This is a genomic window from Klebsiella sp. 28 (genome assembly GCF_018223905.1).
Taxonomy (GTDB): Bacteria; Pseudomonadota; Gammaproteobacteria; order Enterobacterales; family Enterobacteriaceae; genus Klebsiella; species Klebsiella pneumoniae.
Map to the genome: position 1 here is coordinate 1 of NZ_JAGRQY010000188.1, position 5,894 is coordinate 5,894.

Here is a 5,894-nt window from a genome sequence, read left to right on the forward strand (position 1 = left end):
CTTTTAAAACCACTCGATATCACCCCTCCAAATTGTAATACCGGCGACCACATTGTCTACTTTAATATCATTAAAGACATGATCTAAAATAAATTCAATCAACATTTATTTGATATTTTTTAGTAAACACCTGTGATTTTGAATACATAGATGCATATGTTTTTGCAACTATTTCAACGGTTATCACACCTTTTATTCTGGGCACTCCACTTATTACAAGTTCGTTAGGGCTGCTACCTTTTTTAAAGTCATTTTTTTCATTCCCCATAAAGCTTGGTTCTATATCCAGACCGGAATTATCAGGAGTTAATTTTGCTCTAAAATTACTTGAAACAAAAGAAATAACCTCTCCACTCCCCTGAAATCTCATAACCAAACCTTGCTGATAAAACGTCCCTATCTTGGCATTTTTCAACCGCCCCCCACTTGGATAAAACTCTATTTTACCTGAAGAGCAGGATGCTAAAAAAACAAACAAACAGATTAGATATTTTTTCATAAAACTATTCTAGTGATTTAAACACCACCCTCCAAAAATGCTTCCCATTACATCTGAAAGAGCAAGATGCCTCTTAATCTGATTTTTTACCTTACCCCAAGAGAATAATTTCAATTGAACTAACTCATTTTCCTTAGTCGTTAATGAAATGACCTCACCATACTGTGTGGTTATAGGTCCATCCCAAACAATCCAATGATTCTTAGCCGTGACAGTGGAGTCAAATCCATCAAGTATACCAGCTGATATCAAAGTAACAACTCGACAACCTTTTCTAATATACTCATTGAGGGTACTTAGTTCTTTCAGATTTACGTGCGATAGCCCGACATTACTAAACTCTTTTTGATAACCAGCACTTACAAACCATTCAGTAAGCGCTCCCCATAATGTTATCCCTGAAGCCTGGTCATCAATTTCGTCATAACTCATAATGGAATTTTCGGAGTCCCTTAAAGAAGCGAGGGTTATCCAATCGATCCCCTTCACTCGTTCTCCATAAGCATCATAGAAAGCCCCCATAGGATGCCGACAACTATTGCTTGGAACTATATTTAACGCACCTATTTTAGTTTTCCCATACAACCAAAGCTCATTAACTGCTTGTTTATAAATATCAGGTCTATCCATTAACAGGCAATAAAAAAATGATGCTGGCCCACACAAACTAGTATCCCCTTGATTTGGATAACTACTGCGATTCATCCTCGAAAGGATCTGATGTTCTATCTTATTTTTATCGAAGGGATCATCAGGACTACCTACAGGATACTCTTTTGCAATAAACGCTCTTTTCTGACAGGTAATCTGCACAGTATGTATATTATCCTCACCCTTATCATTAACCGGTTTTGTCTGCGCCTTTGTCTCAAAATAACAAACATTTTCACGCTTATTTTTAGAATATGCTTGCCCTGATGCCATTTCACCAAGTGTGTACATCTTTTTCGCAGGCGAGGAAAGCACAGAAAACAACTTACCTCCGTGCTTGCGATATAAGTTCATTTCCATTATGTAGATTACAGATAACCCATCCTCTGTGTCATTCGTTTCATGAGACTGAGTTTGATAATTTGATGTTACTGGTTGTTGCGCCACTGACAGTAGTATATGTTTTTTATTACTGGCATCAGTTCTGTAAACATTCAGATCGTAAAAAAGGTCGACTGCTGAAACATTCGATTCAATCTTTGTATAAATATTATATTTAGGCATTGATGGCCTCCGGTATCATTTGCAGCAGAACATCCTGTACCTGTGCAGAAGTAAACAACTTCGTATACCCCTCGCCATCACTGACACCCTCTAATACCGAGCCATCAGCCAGAAAGGCCCTGTAAGGTGTATTCAGCATCGGCATCCCATTATCATCTGTACACAGGTAGCGAATATTATGGCTGTCGTCATTTATCGCATTAGCTAAAGGTGCAATGTCAGGCTTATGCTGCGCTTTTTCCCGCCTGACGTAATACCCGGCCCTTGTTCTGTACTCACCTGCCGTCGCTGATTCAATGCCACTGGCATTGAGCGTGATATAACTTCCCCCGCCGTTTATCGTGACCCGTTTTTTCGCAATAATTTCGATACTGTCTTCCGTGCTGACAATGCTGATTTCCTTCCGGGCAAGCAGCGCCATCAGGTCATTCTGCGCCTGCATCTGTACCGGTCCCTGATTCGCTATCAGCCTGATCCCAAGCTTTCGCACAAACACGCTCAGGGCACTGCCCACCCCGATGAACAGATTTTTCACCACGCTGACATCCGCATTCTTTCCGGCCGTGGCAATCAGGTTATGCCCGGCTGAGACCTGCAGATGCTCCCCGCTGGTCAGCGCTATCCCCTCCGGCGCGCTGAGCAGCAGCACCGATTTTTTGAGGTCCGTCAGCTGCTGCTCCAGCAGGGTAATTTGCGCCTGGAGATCGGCCGGGTTCGCGGTCGCCTTCTGCGCGTCACCGGAGATGGACATCATCTGCTCCCGGGCTTCAGCCAGATTGCTGACCGCCGGCTCCATCGCCAGCACCTGCCCCTGAGCCTGCACCTGCCCGTCAGCGCTGATAAAAATACCCTTCTGTGCCCGGATAGCTCCCCAGCTGTCGGTTCTCAGCTCAAAGCCTTCGCCGCGCGGCTGCTTTTCAGCATCCACCAGATGCCCGAGATTGAGCTGGCTTTTACCGCCGTACTCCGTGCTGACCTTGATATGTTCTTTCCCGCGCTCGTCGTCGAGGCGGATTTTGTTGTTGGCCGGGGTGCGCAGGACGTTACGTTTGTCATTGCGAATGGTGACGTGGTCGCCGTGCGCCGAGTCGTGCAGCACGCCCGCGATATACGGCCGGTCGGGGTTACCATCCTCAAAGCCAATCGCCACCTCCGTCCCCGCCAGCAGCGGCAGGTGCAGACCGTAGGTGTCTCCGGCATACGGCCGCGACTGGCGGACCCACAGGCTCTCGAACCCGGTTTCCCAGCGCGCCCGGTCAAACAGCATATTCACCCGGTAGCGCCCGTGTTTGTCGATATGCCCGTAGGTGTCGTTTTCCCGGGTGCTGGTCACGCGGGCCGGCAGCGTCCCGGCCATCACCGGACGCGCGCCGGGCTCAGGCCGGTAGCCGACGTCCGGGCTGTCCGGTATGCCGGCAAACTCCACCGCAAAGTCGGCATCGCGCCGGGCGTGGCTGTGCATCGCCGTGACGAGCACGCCATCAGCAAACTCCCCGGCCACCTCCTCTCCGCCGGTGACCTTCAACACCTGTCCCGGGCAGAGCGTCGGGCAGCTGGTGGTGGCCTGCATCCGGGTCTGGCCGTTAAGATAACGCTCATGGCGAAGCCGGGCGTAAAACGCCCCGGACTCCGGCGCCGGATGGCGGTCATGGACATTCCCGGCGGTCAGGTAGTTATCTCCCCAGTGGTAAGCCTCACCAAAGGTGGTGGTCTCCCCGCGGGTGACATCCACCTGCGCGTTCATGTCCGCCGTCGCCTCGCGGTAGTTGTAGTCGCGGGTACTGACCTGCTGCTCCACGACGCGGTGGCGGCATGCCATCTCCCACACCGCGTCCACCCCGGCCGACTGCTGCCCTGACGGCGGGACCGAAGGCAACGTCAGCCCCTTCTCATAGCCCTGCTGACTGTCGCAGAACTCAGCGACGTCGATGTGCAGCCGCGTGTCGGCGGTAAACCGAAACCAGATCCCCACCTCACCCAGCAGCCGGGTGATAAAGCGCAGGTCATCCTCGCCGTACTGCATCACCTGCTCGCGGCGCGGATACGTTTTTGTCAGCGAGAACAGAAAATCCTGACCGCGCAGGCCGTGGCGCTCGCGGAGGATTTTTTCCACAATCTGCGGAACGGACTGGTCCTGGTAAATGGCGTTCTGGTGCGAGCGGTTAAGCAGCGCCAGGCGCGGCTGAAGCGTCAGCGCGTAGTGCGTTTCATCCCTGGAGGTACTGAGCCGTTCAAACCCCGTCACCACGCCCTGGATCACCCGCACGGGTTGCTGAACATTGATGCCGAAGCCCTGAGCCACCGGCGCCTGCAGCGTCAGGGAGGCAGCCTTCATCAGCATCATCTCTTTGCTGATGGCATGGTCTGCGCTGGTGAATTCAATACGGTAGCGGAACGGCTGGCTCAGGGCTTCATCGCCCTCGAAGGCCAGCACATCAAGCCCGGCTTCACATCCCTTCACCGAAAGCAGGTGGTGGTTATGGCTGAACAACAACGATTTCACGCTACTCATCGGATATTGTCCCCTCGTCAAACGCCATCACGACGCCTTCCTCTTCGTGATACCCCAGCGTCACCTGGCGCGGTTTCTGCCCCGCCGCCATATGGCTCAATAGCTGCTGACTCAGCGCCGGCAGGATCTGCTGATTGAGCAGACTGTCGACGTTACGGGCGCCGGTATCCGGCAGCAGGCAGGCCTCGGTCAGCGCGTCGAACAGGCTCTCGCTGAGGGTGGTGTTGATTCCGTAATGGCAAGCCAGACGCTGACTTACCTGCCCGAGCTTCATGCCGACAATGGTGCGCAGCGCTCCCGCCGGCAGCGGACGGTAAATCACCGTCTGGAAGCGGGCCAGCAGCGCCGGCTGGAAGTGGCCGCGCAGCACCGGGCGCAGCAGCTCGTGCAGGTCTGATTCGCTGGCCTCCGGCTGTTCATCCAGCAACTGCATCAGGAGGTCGCTTCCGAGGTTGGCGGTCATCAGGATCACGGTGTTGCGAAAGTCGATTTCACGCCCCTCGCCGTCGCGCATTACCCCCCGGTCGAAGACCTGGTAGAACAGGTTCATCACATCGCGATGGGCCTTTTCCACCTCATCGAGCAGCACCACGCTGTAGGGGCGTTTGCGCACCGCCTCGGTCAGGATCCCGCCCTGGCCGTAGCCGACGTAGCCGGGCGGAGAACCCTTCAGCTGGCTGACGGTGTGCGGCTCCTGGTACTCGGAGAGATTGATGGTGATCAGCGCTTTCTCGCCGCCGAACAGCGCATCGGCCAGGGCGAGCGCCGTTTCCGTTTTGCCGGTGCCGCTCGGCCCGACCAGCAGGAACACCCCTTGCGGACCGTTCTCCGGCGTCAGGCCGGTTTTCGCGGCGCGCAGGCGCCGGGCAATAGCGCTCAGGGCCGCCTGCTGGCCAACCACCCGTTTGCCGAGACTCTCTTCCAGACTCAGCAGCTCCGTCTGCTCATCTTTCATTAGCGAGGAGAGCGGCACGCCGGTCCAGTCGGCAATCACCGTCGCCACGGTGCGGACGTCGACGTCCAGCCCGAGCAGCGGATTGCCCTGCTGGACGGCGATAAGCGCGGTTTGTAGATCGCTAATTTCCGCCTGGCGGGAGATATCGCGGCGACAGGCGAGCAGCGCTTCCGTCAGCTGCAGCTCCTGACCATACTGAGTTTCAAGGGTATCCAGCGCCAGAATAAGGCGGATCTCCTCCTGCTCAATGGCCGCCAGCCGATCGCCGCGGGCGCTGTTGCCCAGCGCAATATCTTCCAGCAGCGCCTGCTTCTCCATTGCCAGCGCGGTGAGCTGCGCCTTCATGCGGGTCAGCGGCTGAGGCACGGTATCCAAACTCATACGCAGGCGGGCGGAAGCGGTGTCGAGTAAATCCACTGCCTTGTCCGGCAGCTGGCGGCCGGTGAGATAGCGTCGTGACAGCGTCACGGCGGCGCGCACCGCATCATCCGTGATATGCACGCCGTGGTGGTCGGCATAGCGGGACTTCAGGCCGCGCAGCATCAGGCAGGCGGTGTCGTCGTCCGGCTCATCCACCTTGACCATCTGAAAGCGGCGCTCCAGCGCGGCGTCGCGCTCGAAGTACTGCTTGTATTCAGACCAGGTGGTGGCGGCGATGGTCCGCAGCTCGCCCCGGGCCAGCGCCGGCTTCAACAGGTTGGCGGCATCCGCGC

The 5,894-nt window shown here is 54.9% G+C and carries 4 protein-coding genes; all 4 read right to left on the reverse strand.

All coding sequences use genetic code 11. From position 1 onward, the window contains the following. Positions 1 to 94: 94 nt before the first annotated feature. Positions 95 to 499, reverse strand: coding sequence for a hypothetical protein (locus KHQ28_RS24985; RefSeq protein ID WP_223168863.1), 405 nt, complete (start codon positions 497 to 499; stop codon positions 95 to 97). Between the two features lie 9 nt (positions 500 to 508). Next, positions 509 to 1,714 carry a hypothetical protein gene (locus tag KHQ28_RS24990; RefSeq protein ID WP_060578888.1) on the reverse strand — a complete coding sequence of 402 codons (1,206 nt, stop codon included), beginning with the start codon at positions 1,712 to 1,714 and terminating at the stop codon, positions 509 to 511. Continuing rightward, positions 1,707 to 4,217, reverse strand: a complete 2,511-nt coding sequence (locus tag KHQ28_RS24995) for a type VI secretion system Vgr family protein (RefSeq protein WP_072198317.1) — start codon at positions 4,215 to 4,217, stop codon at positions 1,707 to 1,709. Before KHQ28_RS24995 ends, KHQ28_RS24990 begins: the two co-directional genes overlap by 8 nt. A 1-nt stretch (position 4,218) precedes the next feature. Further along, positions 4,219 to 5,894, reverse strand: a 1,676-nt coding sequence (locus tag KHQ28_RS25000) for an AAA family ATPase (RefSeq protein ID WP_211777719.1), incomplete at its 5' end; no start/stop codon positions are given.

Excerpts from the sequence above, each read along its gene's own strand:
- KHQ28_RS24990 (WP_060578888.1), bottom strand. The coding sequence starts at position 1,714 with ATGCCTAAATATAATATTTATACAAAGATTGAATCGAATGTTTCAGCA.
- KHQ28_RS24985 (WP_223168863.1), bottom strand. The coding sequence starts at position 499 with ATGAAAAAATATCTAATCTGTTTGTTTGTTTTTTTAGCATCCTGCTCT.